Annotated in this window: 14 protein-coding genes; 11 read left to right on the forward strand and 3 right to left on the reverse strand. The window is 70.7% G+C overall.

The window, feature by feature from the left end:
* The first annotated feature begins 207 nt into the window (after positions 1-207).
* The gene (locus ACFVYF_RS03650; protein ID WP_389450130.1) at positions 208-2,733 is read left to right on the forward strand and encodes a M14 family zinc carboxypeptidase; all 2,526 of its coding nucleotides are present in this window, start codon (positions 208-210) and stop codon (positions 2,731-2,733) included.
* A 101-nt stretch (positions 2,734-2,834) separates the two neighbouring features.
* Here ACFVYF_RS03650 and ACFVYF_RS03655 read toward each other — a convergent pair whose 3' ends face one another.
* Positions 2,835-3,254, reverse strand: a complete 420-nt coding sequence (locus tag ACFVYF_RS03655) for an organic hydroperoxide resistance protein (RefSeq protein ID WP_389450133.1) — start codon at positions 3,252-3,254, stop codon at positions 2,835-2,837.
* Between the two features lie 105 nt (positions 3,255-3,359).
* Positions 3,360-4,382: an NADP-dependent oxidoreductase gene (locus ACFVYF_RS03660; protein WP_389450136.1), complete on the reverse strand. Its 1,023-nt coding sequence runs from the start codon at positions 4,380-4,382 to the stop codon at positions 3,360-3,362.
* Between the two features lie 126 nt (positions 4,383-4,508).
* On the opposite strand from ACFVYF_RS03660, the gene ACFVYF_RS03665 reads away from it, so the two are divergent.
* Together ACFVYF_RS03665 and ACFVYF_RS03670 are read left to right on the forward strand one after the other, a co-directional pair.
* Positions 4,509-4,940 carry a MarR family winged helix-turn-helix transcriptional regulator gene (locus ACFVYF_RS03665; RefSeq protein ID WP_389450139.1) on the forward strand — a complete coding sequence of 144 codons (432 nt, stop codon included), beginning with the start codon at positions 4,509-4,511 and terminating at the stop codon, positions 4,938-4,940.
* A 108-nt stretch (positions 4,941-5,048) separates the two neighbouring features.
* Positions 5,049-5,840 carry a hypothetical protein gene (locus ACFVYF_RS03670; RefSeq protein ID WP_389450142.1) on the forward strand — a complete coding sequence of 264 codons (792 nt, stop codon included), beginning with the start codon at positions 5,049-5,051 and terminating at the stop codon, positions 5,838-5,840.
* Between the two features lie 68 nt (positions 5,841-5,908).
* On the opposite strand, the gene ACFVYF_RS03675 is transcribed toward ACFVYF_RS03670, so the two are convergent.
* Positions 5,909-6,622, reverse strand: a complete 714-nt coding sequence (locus tag ACFVYF_RS03675; RefSeq protein ID WP_389450145.1) for a hypothetical protein — start codon at positions 6,620-6,622, stop codon at positions 5,909-5,911.
* 263 nt (positions 6,623-6,885) lie between these two features.
* On the opposite strand from ACFVYF_RS03675, the gene ACFVYF_RS03680 reads away from it, so the two are divergent.
* The 8 genes from ACFVYF_RS03680 (at position 6,886) to ACFVYF_RS03715 (ending at position 17,324) form a co-directional block, all read left to right on the forward strand.
* On the forward strand, positions 6,886-8,043 hold the full coding sequence (locus ACFVYF_RS03680) for a mandelate racemase/muconate lactonizing enzyme family protein (protein ID WP_389450148.1): 1,158 nt from the start codon (positions 6,886-6,888) through the stop codon (positions 8,041-8,043).
* Entirely contained in the window at positions 8,040-9,047 is a 1,008-nt protein-coding gene (locus ACFVYF_RS03685; protein WP_389450151.1) for a zinc-binding dehydrogenase, read from the forward strand. Before ACFVYF_RS03680 ends, ACFVYF_RS03685 begins: the two co-directional genes overlap by 4 nt.
* Before the next feature lie 333 nt (positions 9,048-9,380).
* Entirely contained in the window at positions 9,381-10,415 is a 1,035-nt protein-coding gene (locus ACFVYF_RS03690; RefSeq protein ID WP_389450154.1) for a hypothetical protein, read from the forward strand.
* A 5-nt stretch (positions 10,416-10,420) separates the two neighbouring features.
* The gene (gene chvE / locus ACFVYF_RS03695; protein WP_389450157.1) at positions 10,421-11,533 is read left to right on the forward strand and encodes a multiple monosaccharide ABC transporter substrate-binding protein; all 1,113 of its coding nucleotides are present in this window, start codon (positions 10,421-10,423) and stop codon (positions 11,531-11,533) included.
* Positions 11,534-11,565: 32 nt separating this feature from the next.
* Positions 11,566-13,107, forward strand: coding sequence for a multiple monosaccharide ABC transporter ATP-binding protein (gene mmsA, locus ACFVYF_RS03700; protein ID WP_389450160.1), 1,542 nt, complete (start codon positions 11,566-11,568; stop codon positions 13,105-13,107).
* Between the two features lie 5 nt (positions 13,108-13,112).
* Entirely contained in the window at positions 13,113-14,357 is a 1,245-nt protein-coding gene (mmsB, locus tag ACFVYF_RS03705) for a multiple monosaccharide ABC transporter permease (protein ID WP_389450162.1), read from the forward strand.
* A gap of 52 nt (positions 14,358-14,409) precedes the next feature.
* On the forward strand, positions 14,410-15,555 hold the full coding sequence (locus ACFVYF_RS03710; protein WP_389450165.1) for an aldose epimerase family protein: 1,146 nt from the start codon (positions 14,410-14,412) through the stop codon (positions 15,553-15,555).
* Between the two features lie 173 nt (positions 15,556-15,728).
* A complete protein-coding gene (locus ACFVYF_RS03715) occupies positions 15,729-17,324 on the forward strand; it encodes a pyridoxal phosphate-dependent aminotransferase (protein WP_389450168.1) in 1,596 nt (531 codons plus the stop codon).
* Positions 17,325-17,341: the final 17 nt, after the last annotated feature.

The raw sequence follows: 17,341 nt of genomic DNA on the forward strand, positions 1-17,341 counted from the left end.
GGGTCCTACGGGGTTTTCGCCCCCGCCGCCCCTGCCCTTCCCGTACCTGGGGGCTTCGCCCCCCAGACCCCTTTTCGCGCTTCGCCCTCGTCCTCAAACGCCGGACCGGCTGAAACTGCCCCGCAGGGGCTGGGACGCCCCCTTGTTGCGGGAGTGGTGAACCGGTACACCTCGCGTACCGCTCCAGGAATCTCAGAGGAGGTACGGGTGCGTTTGTCGAGACCTGTCCTGGTCGCCACCGTCACTGCCGCCGTGGCGGGTTCGCTTCTGCTCGCCCCGCACAGCGCCACCGCCGACCGCAAGCCACCGGTCCGTGAAGGTTCGGCGACCCCGGACCGGGCCGCGAAGACCCCCGCGAGCGCCGCCGCGCGGGCCCTGGCGGCTCCTGTCACGGATCTCGCCGACGACACCCGCGGCTATCCCCGCGAACAGGTCCTCGAACCGGATCCGGTGAACGCCGCCGACAAGTCCATCAAGCTGGGCCTGACCCCGTACCACGGCATCGCGCCGAAGCTGAACTCCCTGCAGAAGCTGGGGAATCGCGTCAGTGTGGAGATCGCGGGGCGCTCGGCCGGCGGTCACCGGCTCTATCTGGTCACCGTCACCGCACCCGAGTCGGCCCGGCAGGCGCGCGCCCAGGAGCGGATGCGCGAGCTGATCGAGAACGCGCCCCGGTCGGCGGCCAAGGACCCGGCGATCAGGAAGACGTACAAGGTCCCCGTCTTCTTCAACAACAACATCCACGGCAACGAGTGGGAGGGAACGGACGCCTCCCTCGAGCTCATCGAGCACCTCGCCACCGCCGGGGACGCGAAGACCGCCGATCTGCTCGCCCACCACCGCGTCTACTTCAACATCACGGCGAACCCGGACGGCCGGATCGCCGGCACCCGCGCCAACGCCAACGGCTTCGACCTCAACCGGGACATCGTCACCGCCTCGCAGCCCGAGACCCGCGCCATCCGCCAGATCGCCATCGACAAACAGCCCGCGGTCATGCTCGACCTGCACGGCTACGTCAACGGCACCCTGATCGAGCCCACCACTCCCCCGCACGGCGAGAACTACGAGTACGACCTCTTCCTCAAGCACACCTACGCCAACGCCCTCGGCATGGAGGCCGCCGTCAACGGCCTCGGCTACACGCCGGAGAAGGACCAGGTCGACCCGGCGGTCATCCCGTTCCGGGACCAGGAGGAGGGCTGGGACGACTGGCCGCCGATCTTCGCGCCCCAGTACCTGCCCTTCCACGGCACGGTCGCCGCGCACACGATCGAGATCCCGCTGCGGGTGAACAACGACGCCTACGAGGAGTTCCCGCAGAGCGAGCTCAGGCGCCGCTCCGCCATCAACGTCGACGTCGCGGGCGCGGCGATGAGCGCGACGCTCGACTACGCGCGGGAGCACCGGGCGTCGCTGGTCGCCGACCAGATCGAGGTCTTCCGGCGGGGCGCGGCGGGCGCCGCCCAGGTTCCCGTCTCCGCCGAGACCGTGCCGGGTGTGCCGGGCATCGGTCCCGAGGACGTCTACACGACCGACTTCCCGCGTGCGTACGTCATTCCGGCGGGCGGCGCGCAGCGCTCCGCCACGGCCGCCGCGCGCCTGGTCGACCATCTGCTCGCCAATGACGTACGGGTGACCCGCGCGACCCACGGCTTCCGGCTCGGGGGCCGGTCGTACGAGAAGGGCTCTTACGTCGTCGACATGCACCAGTCCAAGCGCGGTCTCGCCAACGTGCTGCTGGCGGACGGCAGGGACATCAGCGGCAAGGTGTCGACGATGTACGACATCTCCGGCTGGAGTCTCGGGCGGCTGTGGGGTGCGAGTGTCTCGCCGGTGCGCGACGGCCGGCTGTCCGGTGTGCAGGTGCGTACGGTGCACGCGGCCACGCGGGTCGGGTACGTCGCCCCGCGCGGTGATCTGCGGCTGCGCCTGGACGACCCGCGGGAGCTCGCGGCCCTCAACTCCCTGCTGACGGACGGGGTGGCGGTGCGCCGGGCGGACGACGGCGGCGCGATCGTGCCGTCGTCGGCGCGGAAGCGGGCGGCGGCGCTCGCCGAGGAGTACGACGTGGCCTTCGACGCCACCAGGGCCACCGGCGGTGCGGTGCTGCACCGGGTGCGGGTCGCGGCGGCCGTGACGCCCGGGGAGCTGTTCGCCCTGCGGGAGATGAACTTCGACGTGGTCCCGGTGTCCACGGACATCCTCAACGCGGGCTTCGACTGGTCCGGGGCGGACGTCCTGTTCGTGTCGGCCGGTCTCGACCGCCAGGACCTGACGGGGGCCGCCTGGGCGGCCCTCGACCGGTTCCTGGGCACCCACGGTCTCGTCGGCCGCGGTATCGCGGGAGCCACGCTCAACGCGGCGGCGGGGCAGCTCGCCGTGAAGCCCGTCGAGGGCAACTGGGACGCCAACGGTGTGGTGCGGGTGGTGAACGCGGGCGGCCCGGTCACCGGCGGCGCCCCCGACCACGGCTTCGTGTACGCCCCCGTCTGGTTCACCGATCTCGGCCCCGGGGTCCGCGTCGAGCAGTCGTACGCGGCCGGCAATCCGCTGGTCTCCGGGCACTGGCGGCCGTTCGAGGACGGTTCCGGCGGGCCGACGGCGGCCGGCGGCCAGGCCTCCGTGGTGAGCGGACCGCGCACGGTCCTGTTCGGCACCGAGCCCCTCTTCCGCGATCACCCGAAGGGTGAATTCCCGCAGCTGGGAAGGGCGTTGCTGCAGGTGTCCTGAGCCGCGTACGGGAGCGGGAGCCGCACGAGAGGACACGTAGACGGAAGGAGGCCGCACCCCACGTCCAAGGGTGCGGCCTCCGCCGTACGCAACGAGCGTCGTCAGACGAGCGTCACGGTGATGTTGCCCCGGGTCGCCTTCGAGTAGGGGCACACCTGGTGGGCCTGTTCGAGGAGGGCCTTCGCCGTGACCGCGTCGACGTTCGGGATGTCGGCGGAGATCTCGACGATGATGCCGAACCCGTCCTCGTTCTTGCCTATGCCGACCTTCGCGGTGACGGTCGAGCCGGTGATGTCGGCCTTCTGCTGACGGGCCACGACACCGAGAGCACCCTGGAAGCAGGCGCTGTAGCCGGCGGCGAAGAGCTGCTCCGGGTTGGTGCCGGCGCCGCTGCCGCCCATCTCCTTGGGCGGATTCACCACGACGTCGAGCTGGCCGTCATCGGTGGCGACCCGGCCGTCGCGCCCGCCCTCGGCGGTGGCGGCGGCGGTGTACAGGACCTCGGACTGCTGGATGGACATACGGTGCGTTCCTCCTTGGTCCGTCGCGACTCGCGCCCACGATCGCGACGACTTCGGAAAGAAGTTACCGCATGCCGGAAGTCCAGCGACAGCCTCCCCGTAGGGTCAGAGCTTGACGATCATCTTTCCGGTGTTGTCGCCGCGCAGCACACCGAGGAAGGCCTCCAGGTTGTTCTCGATGCCCTCGACGACCGTCTCGCGGTACTTGAGCTCACCGGAGCGGACCCAGGCGCCGACCTCTTCCACGAACTGCGACTGCATGTCGTAGTGGTCGGCGACGAGGAAGCCCTCGATCCGGCCACGGGTCTGGATGAGCCGGGCGAGGTTGCGCGGGCCCGGCGTCGGCTCGGTGTCGTTGTAGACGGAGATCATGCCGCAGACCGCGATCCGGCCGCCCTGGTTGAGGGACCCGATCGCGGCCTCGAGGTGGTCCCCGCCGACGTTGTCGAAGTAGACGTCGACGCCGTCCGGAGCGGCCTCACGCAGCTGGCGGCTCACCGGGCCGTTCTTGTAGTTGAAGGCGGCGTCGAAGCCGTACTCCTCCACGAGCAGCTTGACCTTCTCGTCGGAGCCGGCCGAGCCGATGACGCGCGAGGCGCCCTTGAGCCTGGCGATCTGGCCGACCTGGCTGCCGACGGCACCCGCGGCGCCCGAGACGAAGACGGAGTCGCCCTCCTTGAAGGACGCGGTCCGCAGGAGTCCGGCGTAGGCGGTCAGGCCGGTCATGCCGAGCACACCGAGGTACGTGCTCAGCGGCGCCGCGTCCGGGTCCACCTTGACGGCCTGCTTGGCGTCGACGACGGCGAACTCGCGCCAGCCGAAGAAGTGCAGCACGTGGTCACCGACGGCGATGCCCTCGGCGTTCGAGGCGACGACCTCGCCGACCGCACCGCCCTGCATGACCTTGCCCAGCTCGAAGGGGGCGGCGTACGACTTGGCGTCGCTCATGCGGCCGCGCATGTACGGGTCCACGGAGACGAACTTGTTCCGCACGAGGACCTGCCCGTCCGCCGGCTGCCGGATCTCGGCCTCGACCAGGGCGAAGTCCTCGGGCTTGGGCCATCCCACCGGGCGGCTGGCCAGGTGCCATTCGCGGCTGACGGCGGGGAGCTGGGGCGTGACGGACATGGGGGTCGCCTCTCTGGGGACGGGAGCTCGGGCACCGGCTCGACGACCGGCTCAATACTTCACTAACTGAAACAACAATGCTCCTGAATATTTCATCATGTCAAGTAACCGGGTAACCTGGAGCGCATGTCCCCGCAGAAGCCCCGCCCCGACTCCCTGACCCTCGAGGTCGTCGAACTCATCGGCAGCGTGGTGGCCCGCTATCACGAGGAGTACGAGGAGGCGGCCGCCGAACACGCGCTCACGGGCGCGCAGGCGCGCCTGCTCAGCCTTCTCTCCCTGGAGCCGCTTCCCATGCGGCGGCTCGCCCAGCAGCTGAAGTGCGAGCCGTCGAACGTGACGGGGATCGTGGACCGGCTGGAGGCCCGGGGCCTGGTCGAGCGGCGCCCCGACCCCGCCGACCGCCGGGTCAAGCTCGCCGCCCCCACCCAGGAGGGCCGCCGCATCGCCCACGGGCTGCGCGACTCGCTGAACTTCGCCCGCGAGCCGCTGGCCGGCCTCTCCCGGGAGGAGCGGCTGTCCTTGCGGGACCTCTTGCAGCGGATGCTCGACGCGTAGCGGGGCACGGCTGGGGACGGCGCCGGAGCCCTCCGTCGGCGGCGAGGGTGCGCACGGGACGCCCGGGCCGCGAGGGAACGCGATCCAGGGCTCAGGCGTCACAGGTGTGTGAACGACTCCACAGGAATCCGTCCGGTCCGCGCGGCCGCCGTCCTGGCCGCCCTCGCCCTGGCCGCGACAGCCTGCGGCACCTCGACGAGCGGACCGTCGGCCGGTACGTCCGCCACGCCCACTCCGTCCGCGTCGAAGGACGCCGAGCCGGTGCTCCAGATCCGCGACGGAGGCGGTCTCCTCCCCGCGTCCCCGGCGAGGACCCCGCGCCTCTCGCTCTACGAGGACGGCACCTTGATCACCTCGGAGGGGCAGTCCCAGCTGCCCGCACCCCGGGTCGCCCACCTCTCCCGCGCCGAGGTGCGCAGCGTCGTACAGGCGGCCCGTGACGCGGAGCTCACGCGCGGCGGCACCCTGGGCCCGAACCCGCCGCCGGACGGGCCGACCACGTCGTACGTGTTCGACGGGACGCTCACGACGACGCGGGCGCCGGAACTGCGCGACTGTTCGTCACTGCGGAAGCTGTGCGCTCTGGACACGCGTCTCGACGCGCTCGCCGAGCCCTCCGAGCCGTACGCGTACACGGTCCTCGCGGCCGTCTTCCGCGAGAGCGCCCCGGGCCGGTCCTCCGACGCCGCCGACTGGCCGCTGGGGAAGCTCTCCGGCGCGGGTGACTCGACCCGGGCCGGCCGGTGCCTGCTGACGCGCGGCAAGGACAGGGAACGGGTCGAGGAGGCGGCCCGTACGGCGAAGTCGGGCGCCTGGACCGACGGCACGGCGACCTACCAGGTGACGCTGCGCCCGCTGCTGCCCGGCGAGCGGGACTGCGCGGACGTCGTGACGTCGTAGCCGGCGGCGCCCCGCGCCCGGTGCGCAACCGCCCTCAGGTGCACCGCCACAGAAGTGGGCGCACGACCTCAGGAGCACCACCACAGAAAGCGGTCGCAGGACCTGGTGGACGACGGGGTGGGGGTGGGGTCCGCCGAGGTCGGTTCCGCGGTCGGGGGCTGGGACGTCTGGGGCGGCGGCGCAGTGGCGACGGGCGCCGAGGTCGCGGCGCCGGGAGTCGTGCCCGGGGACGCCGACTGCTCGTCGGTGTCCTTCTTCTTGCCGTCCTTCTTCTTGCCCTTGCCGGACTTGGAGGCCGAGGGGGACGCGGAGGCGTCCGGCGACGCGGAGGCCGAGGACCCGTCGGCGCCCGCCGTACCACCACCCGGCGAGGACGTCCTGTCCGCGGAGTCCGCGCCGCCGTCGGCCGACTCGTTGTCGGCCGTGGCCGCGTTGGGCGTGAAGCCGGGCGCGTCGATACCCAGCTCGGCGAGGCTCAGCCCGCCGGCCGCGAGCAGCAGCCCGGCACCGACCAGCAGGACCCGGCGACGGCGGCGCCGGTGCGCGGCCGCCTTGCGGTCGCGCCGGCTCGACCTCCCGCCGCGTCCGCCCCGGCCGTTCCTGCGGGCCGCGGCGCGTCCCGGGCGCTCGTCCTCGTCCTCGTACGGCTCCTCGGCCGCGTCCGGCGGCGGACGCGTCGCGGGGTCGTCGGAGTGCGCTCGGCTCTCGTCGGCCGGCGCACCGCACCCTGGGCAGGCGAGGGCGCCATTGAGGTGCCTGCGGCACGGGTGGCAGTAGTCCATGACGCGGGAAGACTAGGTTCAGCACAGGTCACGTTCCTAGTCACAGCTGTGAAAGTTGTGTGGGGAAGCACGCGTTCCGGCCCGCTCCCCCGCGCTGTCACTCGCCTGTGAGCATGACGAGCACGGCATACCGCCGAAATCCGTCGCCCGTCATCGTGTGCGGCCCATTGACACCCCCGGGGCCACCTCCTTACTGTCACGCCAAGATTTCGAACGAGTGACGAAATTTCGAACAGAACCGAAGAGCACAGGGGGCAACTGCCGTGCGCATCACGGGAATCAGCACGTATGTGGTCGGAACGCCGTGGCGGAATCTGACGTACGTCCAGGTGCACACCGACGAAGGGGTCACGGGAGTCGGCGAGACCCGGATGCTGGGGCACACCGACGCACTGCTCGGCTACCTGCGCGAGGCCGAGGCCAACCACATCCTCGGCTCCGACCCCTTCGCCGTCGAGGACCTCGTGCGGCGCATGAAGTACGGCGACTACGGGCGGGCCGGCGAGATCGTGATGTCCGGGATCGCCGTGATCGAAATGGCGTGCTGGGACATCAAGGGCAAGGCGCTGGGCGTGCCGGTGTGGCAACTGCTGGGCGGCAAGGTCACCGACCGGGTCAAGGCGTATGCCAACGGCTGGTACACCACCGAGCGCACCCCGGAGGCGTACCACAAGGCCGCTCAGGAGGTCGTCGCCCGCGGTTACCGGGCACTGAAGATCGACCCCTTCGGGACCGGCCACTTCGAACTCGACCACGAGCAGAGCCGGTACGCGGTCTCGCTCATCGAGGCCGTGCGCGACGCCATCGGCCCCGGGACCGAGCTGATGCTGGAGATGCACGGCCGCTTCTCGCCCGCCACCGCCGTCCGCCTCGCCCGTGAGCTGGCGCCCTTCGAGCCGGCCTGGCTGGAGGAGCCGGTCCCGCCGGAGAACCTGAAGGCGCTGGAGAAGGTGGCCGCCAAGGTCGACATCCCGCTCGCGACCGGTGAACGCATCCACGACCGCATCGAGTTCCGCGAGCTGTTCGAGAACCAGGCCGTCGACATCATCCAGCCCGACGTGGGCCACATCGGCGGCATCTGGGAGACCCGGAAGCTGGCGGCGACCGCCGAGACCCACTACATGCTGGTCGCCCCGCACAACGTGGGCGGCCCGGTGCTGACCGCCGCCTCCCTCCAAGTGGGCTTCACCGCACCGAACTTCAAGATCCTGGAGCACTTCAACGACTTCGCGGACGCGGAGATCAAGAAGGTCGTGAAGGGTGCGCCCGAGGTCGTCGACGGCTACTTCCACTTGTCGGACGCACCCGGTCTCGGCGTCGAGCTGGACGTCGACGCGGCGGCCGAATTCCCGCAGCAGCAGGCCCGGTTCGACCTGTGGGCGGACGGCTGGGAGCGGCGCAGGCCCAAGGGGGCGCGGTGAGCACGGCGGTCGTCGTCGAGGCGCCCGGCGAGCATCGGATCGTCCCGCACACGCCGGTCCCGCCGGCCGCCGGTGAGGCACTGGTCCGGGTCCACGCGGCCGGCATCTGCGGCAGCGACCGCGAGGTCTACCAGGGCAACCGGCCCGAGGGGTACGTCCGTTACCCCCTCATCCCCGGCCACGAGTGGTCCGGGACCGTCGAGGCCCTCGGCACGGGCGTCCCCGCCCAGCTCCTCGGCCGCAAGGTCGTCGGCGAGGGCTTCCGCAACTGCCAGGTCTGCGACCGCTGCCACGCGGGCGAGACCACGCTGTGCACCGCGGGGTACGAGGAGACGGGGTTCACCCGGCCGGGCGCGATGGCCGCGACCCTGACGCTGCCGGCCCGGCTGCTCCATGTCCTGCCGGACGACGCCGACCTGACGGCCGCGGCCCTGCTCGAACCCGCCGCGTGCGTCGCGGCCGCCGCGCTCAAGGCGAACGCCCGCCCCGGTGAGCGGGTGGCCGTGGTGGGCACGGGGACGCTCGGGATGTTCGCGGTGCAGTTCTTCGCGGCGGGCTCCCCGGCCGAGCTGCTCGTGGTCGGCACCCGACCTGAACGCGCCGCTCTGGCAAGGGAGTTCGGCGCCACCGGCTTCCACACCCTCTCCTCCCCCGGCCTCCCCGCCGACTTCGACGTGGTCGTCGAGGCCGCCGGCTCCGTGTCCGCCGCGCGCACCGGCGCCGCCCTGCTCCGGCGCGGCGGGCGGCTGGTCCTCACGGGCATCCCGGCGCCGGGCGCCGAGGGTCTCGACCCCACTGGTCTCGTCGTACGGCAGCTGGAGGTGCACACCGTGTTCGGGGCGCCGCCGGACGCCTGGGCGCACACGGTGCGGATGTTCGGCGCCGGGCTGCTCGATCCGCTGCCGCTGGTCACGCACGAGCTGCCGCTCGACGGGTTCGCGGCGGCCATCGAGCTGGTCGGATCCGGTGACCCGAAGGTCGGGAAGGTTCTGCTGCGCCCCTAGCGGTACGCCGGTACGCGGCGCCCGACGCCTCGGTCCCCGGCGGTACGCCGGTACGCGGCGCCTGATGCCTCGGCCCCTGGCGGTACGCCGGTACGCGGCTCCTGACCCCTCGTACCGGCGTACACCCAAACACCCGAACTCGGTTCGAGATACCGAACCCACCGAACCCATCGAACCCGCCGAACTCACCGAGCCAACCGAGCCCGCCGAACTCACCGAGCCAACCGAGCCAACCGAGCTACTCGAACCTCGTTCGGTATATCGAACGAACCTCACCGCTCGTACCCCTCGAACCGATCCGACCGCACCACCGACGAACGCGAAGGACAGCTCGTGACCGACGCCTCCCCTACGGCGCCCCGTCGACCCGGTGAGCAGGCGCTCGCCGCGCTCGGCCTGGGCGCGCCCGCTCTCTCCCCCGCCGACGCCTCGCCGCACACCTTCCCGGGAGGCGGCCGCTGGCGCACCGAGGTGCCGTCCGTCGAAGGCCCCGAAGCCCTTGCCGTGGTCCTCAAGGAGTCCGCACGGCTCGATGTACCGATCCACCGGATCAGCCAGGGCAGCGGCGTCTGGATGCTGACCGACGCCGAGATCACCGAGATGGTCGAGGCCACCGGTGAACGCGGCATCGAGCTGTGCCTGTTCACCGGTCCGCGCGGCACCTGGGACATCGGCGCCTCCGTGCGCACCGACTCGCGCGGCGGCGGACTGCGCGCCCGGGGCCACGACGCGGTCGCCGGCTGTGTCGAAGACGCCGTGCGCGCCACGGAGTTGGGCGTCCAGTGCCTGCTGGTCGCCGACGAGGGCGTGCTGTGGACGCTGCACCGGGCCCGCGCCGCCGGGATCATCCCGGCCGGCACGACCCTCAAGGTCTCGGCGCTGATCGGGCCGGTCAACCCGGCCGCGTACGCCGTGTACGAGTGCCTGGGCGCCGACTCCCTCAACGTGCCGAGCGATCTGACGCTCGATCACCTCACCGAGATCCGGCGGGTGTCGGCCGCCCCCATGGACATGTACATCGAGGCCCCCGACGATCTCGGCGGCTATGTGCGGATGTACGAGGTCGCCGAGCTGATCAGGCGTGGCGCACCGCTCTATCTCAAGTTCGGCCTGTCCAGGGCCCCCGGGATCTATCCGTACGGCAGCCATCTGCGGGACCTGGCCCTGGACACCGCCCGGGAGCGGGTGCGGCGCGGCCGGCTCGCCCTGGACCTGCTCGCCCGGCACGGCGCGGACGACGGCATGGCGCCGCTCGGCTCCCGGCTGCCCGGACCGCTGCGCCGCTTCTCCGCCGAGGCCGTGCCTCTTGCCCCGATCACCTCTCAAGCCCCGCTCGCCTCTCCCAACGACGAGAAGAACAAGGACTGATGACCATGCGCAACCGCAGAGCCGCCCTCGCCGCCACCGCCGCGGCCGCCTCCCTCGCCCTCACCCTGTCCGCCTGCGGGCAGAACAGCGAGGGCGGCAGCAAGAACGACAAGAAGGACCCCAAGGGCGCCACGGTCGGCATCGCCATGCCCACCAAGTCCTCCGAGCGCTGGATCGCCGACGGTGCCAACGTCGTGAAGGACCTCGGGGCGGCCGGCTACAAGACGAAGCTCGTCTACGGCGAGGACGACCCCGACACCCAGGTCTCGCAGATCGAGAACATGATCACCCAGGGGGTCGACGCCCTGGTCGTCGCCGCCATCGACAACAAGTCCCTGGACAACGTGCTCCAGCAGGCCGCCGACGCCGACATCCCGGTGATCTCCTACGACCGGCTCATCCTCGGCACGAAGAACGTCGACTACTACGCCTCCTTCGACAACGAGAAGGTCGGCGAGCTCCAGGGCACCTACATCCTGGACAAGCTCGGCCTCAAGGACGGCAGCGAGAAGGGCCCGTTCAACATCGAGCTGTTCGCCGGCTCCAACGACGACAACAACACGAAGTACTTCTTCGGCGGCGCGATGAAGGTCCTCCAGCCCTACATCGACGACAAGAAGCTCGTCGTCAAGTCCGGCCAGACCAAGATGAACCAGGTCACCACGCTGCGCTGGGACGGCGGCACCGCGCAGAAGCGCATGGACGACCTGCTGACCTCGACGTACTCCAAGGAGCGGGTCGACGCGGTGCTCTCGCCGTACGACGGCATCTCCATCGGCATCCTCTCGGCGCTGAAGTCGGACGACTACGGCGCCAAGAGCAAGCCGCTGCCGATCGTCACCGGGCAGGACGCCGAGGTCGCCTCGGTGAAGTCGATCATCGCGGGCGAGCAGACCCAGACCGTCTACAAGGACATCCGCAAGCTCGCCGAGGTCGCCACCGACATGGTCGACGCCTCACTCAAGGGCAAGAAGCCGCAGATCAACGACACCAGGACGTACGACAACGGCGAGAAGGTCGTCCCCGCCTATCTGCTCCAGCCGGTGAGCGTCGACAAGAGCAACTACCAGAAGGAACTCGTCGACTCCGGATACCTCAAGGCGAGCGACCTCAACTGACCGCCGGTTAACGGAGATTGGAAGGCACGACCATGGCGGGACCCGTCCTGGAAATGCGCTCGATCGTCAAGACCTTTCCCGGCGTCAAGGCGCTGTCGGACGTCTCCCTGAGCGTCCGCCCGGGCGAGGTCCACGCCGTCTGCGGGGAGAACGGCGCCGGGAAGTCGACCCTCATGAAGGTCCTCTCCGGCGTCCACCCGCACGGCAGTTACGAGGGGGAGGTCCTCTTCGAGGGGGAGACCTGCCGCTTCAAGGACATCAGGGCGAGCGAGCAGCACGGCATCGTGATCATTCACCAGGAGCTGGCGCTGGTGCCGTATCTGTCCATCGCGGAGAACATCTTCCTCGGCAACGAGCACGCCACGCGCGGGCTCATCAACTGGCACGACACACTGCGGCACGCCGCCGAACTGCTGCGCCGCGTCGGCCTCGACGAGCATCCGGGGACCCGGGTCGCCGACATCGGCGTGGGCAAGCAGCAGCTCGTCGAGATCGCCAAGGCCCTGTCGAAGTCGGTGAAGCTGCTGATCCTCGACGAGCCGACGGCCGCGCTGAACGACGAGGACAGCGGCAAACTCCTCGATCTCATCCTGGAGTTGAAGGGCCAGGGCATCACCTCGATCATCATCTCCCACAAGCTGAACGAGATCGAGCGGGTCGCGGACTCGGTGACGATCCTGCGCGACGGGCGCTCCATCGAGACGCTCGACGTGCGCGCCCCGGGGACCACCGAGGAGCGGATCATCAACGGCATGGTCGGGCGTGACCTCGACCACCGCTTCCCCGAACGCACCCCGCACCGGCCCGAGGAGGGCGCGGCGCCCGCCCTGGAGATCCGCGGCTGGACGGTGCACCACCCGATCGACCAGCAGCGCAAGGTGGTCGACGACGTGTCGCTCCAGGTGCGGCGCGGGGAGATCGTCGGCATCGCCGGGCTGATGGGCGCCGGCCGCACCGAGCTCGCGATGAGCGTCTTCGGGCGCTCCTACGGCCGGTACGCGGGCGGCACGGTCCTCAAGGGCGGCCGGGAGATCCGTACGAAGACCGTGCCGGAGGCGGTCGCGCACGGGATCGCGTACGTCACCGAGGACCGCAAGCACTACGGCCTCAACCTCATCGACACCATCGGCCGCAATATCTCCCTCAGCGCGCTGGGGAAGGTCGCCCGGCGCGGCATCGTCGACGAGCACGAGGAGCGCAGGGTCGCCGAGCGCTTCCGCAGGTCGATGAACATCAAGGCGCCGACCGTCTTCGAAGCGGTGGGCCGGCTGTCGGGCGGCAACCAGCAGAAGGTCGTCCTCAGCAAGTGGATCTTCGCGGGCCCCGATGTGCTGATCCTCGACGAGCCGACCCGCGGGATCGACGTGGGCGCCAAGTTCGAGATCTACACCGTCATCGGCCAACTGGCCGCCGAGGGCAAGGCGGTCGTCTTCATCTCCTCCGAGCTGCCGGAGCTGCTCGGTATGTGCGACCGCATCTACACGATGGCCGCCGGCCGGCTCACCGGTGAGGTCCCGCGCTCCGAGGCGACGCAGGAAGTGCTGATGCGGCACATGACCAAGGACAAGAGGTAGGACCCATGAGCGCCAACGTCACGGCCAAGACCCCGGCCGAAGCAACGCCCGGGGGCGGTCCCTCCGGATCCGGCCCCGGCCTGCTCGCCCTGCTGCTCGACGGCATGCGCCGCAACATGCGCCAGTACGGCATGCTGATCGCCCTCGGGGTGATCGTCGCCCTGTTCGCGGTGTGGACCGGCGGCGACCTGCTGCTGCCGCGCAACGTGTCCAACCTCGTGCTGCAGAACAGCTACATCCTGATTCTGGCGATCGGCATGATGATCGTCATCATCGCGGGCCACATCGACCTGTCGGTCGGCTCGATCACCGCGTTCGTGGGCGGGGTGGCCGCGGTGCTGATGGTCCAGCACCATGTGCCCTGGCCGCTCGCGGTGGTGCTGTGCCTGGCCATGGGCGCTGCCGCGGGTGCGGCCCAGGGCTTCATGGTCGCCTATCTGGGCATGCCGTCGTTCATCGTGACGCTGGCCGGCATGCTGATCTTCCGCGGGCTGACCGAGGTGTTCCTGAAGGGCCAGACCCTCGGCCCGTTCCCCAAGGGCCTGCAGAAGGCGGCCAACGGCTTCTTGCCCGAGGTCGGCCCGGCCACCAACTACCACAACCTCACCCTGCTGCTCGGCCTCGCCCTGATCGGGTTCGTGATCCGGCGGGAGGTGCGGGACCGCGGGCGGCAGTCGGAGTACGCCCTCGAGGTGCTGCCCGCCAACCTGTTCGCGGTGAAGCTGGCCCTGCTGTGCGCGGCGATCATCGCCCTCACCATGGAGCTCGGCAGCTACAAGGGTGCCCCCGTCGTCCTGCTGATCCTGGCCGTGCTGCTCGTCGGGTTCGGCTACGTCATGCGCAACGTGGTCGTCGGGCGCCATGTGTACGCGATCGGCGGCAACCTGCCCGCCGCCCGGCTGTCGGGCATCCGGGACAGGAAGGTCACGTTCCTGGTCTTCCTCAACATGGGGATGATGGCCGCCCTCGCGGGCCTGGTCTTCGCGGCCCGGTTCAACGGGGCCTCGCCGAAGGCGGGCGTCAACTTCGAACTCGAGGCCATCGCCGCGTCGTTCATCGGCGGCGCCTCGATGAGCGGCGGCGTCGGCACGATCCTCGGCGCCATCATCGGCGGCCTGGTCCTCGGCGTGCTCAACAACGGTATGAACCTCGTCGGCGTCGGCACCGACTGGCAAGGGGTCATCAAGGGCCTCGTGCTGCTGGCGGCGGTCGGCTTCGACGTGTGGAACAAGCGCAAGGTCGGTTCGTAAGTCCTCCGTGCGGGGGCCGTCCGGGCCTCCGCACCCGTCCCAGGAGCCGCACATGGAAACGAGCAGACGCAGTGTGATCACGGCGGCCGCCGCAGCGGGGCTCAGCGCCGCCACGGCCGGCACCGCCCGCGCCACGGACCGGCGGGCGCCCGTCAGGGAACTCTTCGGCCGGCTCGCCGACGGCACGAAGGTCCATCGCTGGTCGCTGGAGAACGGCGGCACCCGCCTGAAGGTCCTGTCGTACGGCGGTATCGTCCAGTCCCTGGAGATCCCCGACCGGCACGGCCGCCACCGGAACGTCTCCCTCGGCTTCGCCACCCTCGAGGAGTACGTCGCCGCCAGCCCGTACTTCGGCGCGCTCATCGGCCGGTACGGCAACCGCATAGGAAAGGGCAGGTTCACGCTCGACGGGAAGGCGTACCAGCTCTCCGTGAACGACGGGGAGAACAGCCTGCACGGCGGCGCCCGGGGGTTCGACAAGCGCGTCTGGGACGTCGAGGGCTTCACCGCGGGGCCCGACGTGGGTCTCGTCCTGCACTACACCGCCGCCGACGGCGAGATGGGCTACCCCGGCACGCTCAGGATGAAGGTCACCTACACCCTCACCCGGCGCGGGGACTGGCGCGTCGACTACGCGGCCACCACCGACAGGGCGACCGTCGTCAACCTCACCAGCCACGTCTACTGGAACCTGGCGGGCGAGGGCAGCGGCTCGGTGTACGACCACGAGCTGCGGATCGCCGCGTCCCGCTACACGCCGGTCGACGCGGGCCTGATCCCCACGGGTGAACTGGCCGCGGTCGCGGGCACACCCTTCGACTTCCGGCGCGCGAAGACCGTCGGCGCCGACATCCGGGAGGCGAACCAGCAACTCCTGTACGGCAAGGGCATCGACCACAACTGGGCCCTGGACAAGGGCATCACGGCGCGGCCCGAACCCGTCGCGGCCCTGCGCGACCCGTCCTCCGGCCGCACCCTGAGGATCGCGACGACCGAGCCGGGACTGCAGTTCTACTCCGGTAACTTCCTGGACGGCACGCTCGTGGGCACAGGCGGTCACATCTACCGGCAGGGCGACGCGCTCTGCCTGGAGACCCAGCACTTCCCGGACTCGCCGAACCAGCCGTCGTTCCCGTCGACGGTGCTGCGGCCCGGTGCGACATACCGGACGACGACGGTGCATTCGTTCGGCGCCTGACGCCTCCGGAGCCGCACGGGTTGCCTCGGGTGCCGAACTCTCACCTCCTTCACACGAGTTGAACAGCGCCACCTCCGTAGCCGTATGTAAGGGCGGCCCGTGCTCCCCCGCACGGGCCACCCACAGCCGGCGGACCCGCCCCTGCCAGGCGGGCCCACGCATACGGAGGTTCCATGGCCGACAACGTCACCTCGCTGTTTCGCGGTACGGCGGCGCACAGCCCCTCGATGGCTGCGCTGACGCGTGAGAGCGACGGGGCCGGCCCGGTCGACTTCTGTATTCCGTGCAACCCGTACTTCCCCACGCCGGCCATGTTCGACGATCTGGCCGGCCGGCTGCGCGAGATCATCACGTACTACCCGAGCAGCGCCGACACCATCACGGCCGAGTTGTGCAGCCTGCTCCAACTCCCCCCGCAGTGCGTGGCGATGGGCAACGGCTCGACCGAGCTCATCACCTGGATCGACCACCTGCTGGTCCGGGAGTCGCTCGCCATTCCCGTGCCCACGTTCGGCCGCTGGACCGACCAGCCGATGGAGACCGGCAAGCGGGTCGACATGTTCCCGCTCCAGGAGTCCAGCGGTTTCGCCCTGGACCCGGCGCAGTACATCCAGTTCATCCGTGCCCGCGGCACCCGAGTCGCCGTCATCTGCAACCCGAACAACCCGGACGGCGGCTTCCTCAGCCGGCGGACCCTCGTCTCCTTCATGGACTCGCTCCAGGACGTGGACCTGATCGTCATCGACGAGTCGTTCCTGGAGTTCGCCGACGCGGAGAGCGAGCCGAGCGTCGTCGAGGAGGCGATCCTGCGTCCGAACGTCATCGTGCTGCGCAGTCTCGGCAAGAACTTCGGGCTGCACGGGATCCGCTTCGGGTACCTCGTCGCCAACCCGAGCCTGGCGGGCAAAATACGGGCCGCGCTGCCCAAGTGGAACCTCAACTCCTTCGCGGAGACCGTGGTGTTCATGCTCAAGGAGCACGGCGCGGAGTACCTGCAGAGCCTGCAGCAGGTCCGCCGCGACCGGCTCGACATGGCCGGCCAGCTCGCCCAGCTGCCCGGCCTTACGGTCTACCCGTCGCAGGGGAACTTCCTCTTCGTGCGCCTCCCCGTGGGCGCCGAGGGCACCGTGGTCCGGGACCGGCTCCTCACCGAGCACCGGATCCTGGTCCGCGAGTGCGGCAACAAGATCGGTTCGTCCAGCCGCTTCCTGCGGCTCGTGGTGCGCCCCCAGGTCGACGTGCGTCGCCTGGTGTCCGGCCTGGAACAGGTGCTCTACGGGACCAGGAGGGGAGCCGCCGTGCCCGAGCTGGGCACCGGGACCAGCTACAGCTCGGGTACGGCGGCGGTGGACCGGCTGGTCAGCGCCACGAACGGCGCGGGGATCGCGGGACTGGCGGCGCAGGCGGGTGCGTGGCCCGGTCCGGCCCCCGTCCCGGCCCCGGCTCCCGTCCCGGCCCAGATTCCGGCCCCGGCCGCGGCCCAGGCGTTCCCGCCGCAGGCGCCCCCGGCCTACCCGGCCCAGACCCCGGCGACATACCCGGCCCCCGCGGCGGCGTTCCCGGCTCCGGCCGCGGCGGCCTTCCCGACCACGGCCGCGGCGCGAGCCGCCAACGGGGCCATGAACGGGCTGACCGCGGCCCAGGCGAGAGGGCTCGTACCGGCCCCCTCGCCCGTCCAGGCGGCCGAGTCCCAGCCGATGCCCCAGCCGCAGCCCCAGGTCGTGGGCTGGCCGGCCGCGGGGGCGGGGCGCTACAACCAGGTCGGCTAGGTCCCGCCGGCCCGGGC

This window comes from Streptomyces sp. NPDC058274, assembly GCF_042881375.1.
In the GTDB taxonomy this organism is placed as follows: Bacteria; Actinomycetota; Actinomycetes; order Streptomycetales; family Streptomycetaceae; genus Streptomyces.